Origin of the sequence: Nocardioides malaquae (genome assembly GCF_015070385.1) — a bacterium.
In the GTDB taxonomy this organism is placed as follows: domain Bacteria; phylum Actinomycetota; class Actinomycetes; order Propionibacteriales; family Nocardioidaceae; genus Nocardioides; species Nocardioides malaquae.
The window spans coordinates 1-247 of the sequence record NZ_JADCSA010000933.1 but is presented as its reverse complement, the minus strand read 5'-3'; the positions used below and the strand labels follow the sequence as shown (position 1 = coordinate 247).

General features: G+C 39.3%; 1 protein-coding gene. It reads left to right on the top strand.

Annotated elements, in window-relative coordinates:
- Window positions 1-193: hypothetical protein (locus tag IEQ44_RS17415; protein WP_227487697.1), on the top strand; the 193-nt coding region annotated here is incomplete at its 5' end.
- Window positions 194-247: the final 54 nt, after the last annotated feature.

Here is a 247-nt window from a genome sequence, read left to right as displayed (position 1 = left end):
ACTGTGGATGAAACAGATGTCTTCAAGTCTTGATATTTTGGGAGAATCAACAGCTTTTGAGTGTGATAGCGCTTATATTGCTTCAGAGGAACAAACATGTCACAAAAAAGTCCAACCAATCATGAAGCGGATGGTTTGTGTCAGCCAATCAAAGAAGCATATGCTTGTTGGACTCCCTTATATGGCAAATTGATCACCAGCCAATCCCAGGTGAGAATATGATGATAAACGAGATTGCTTAATGTTA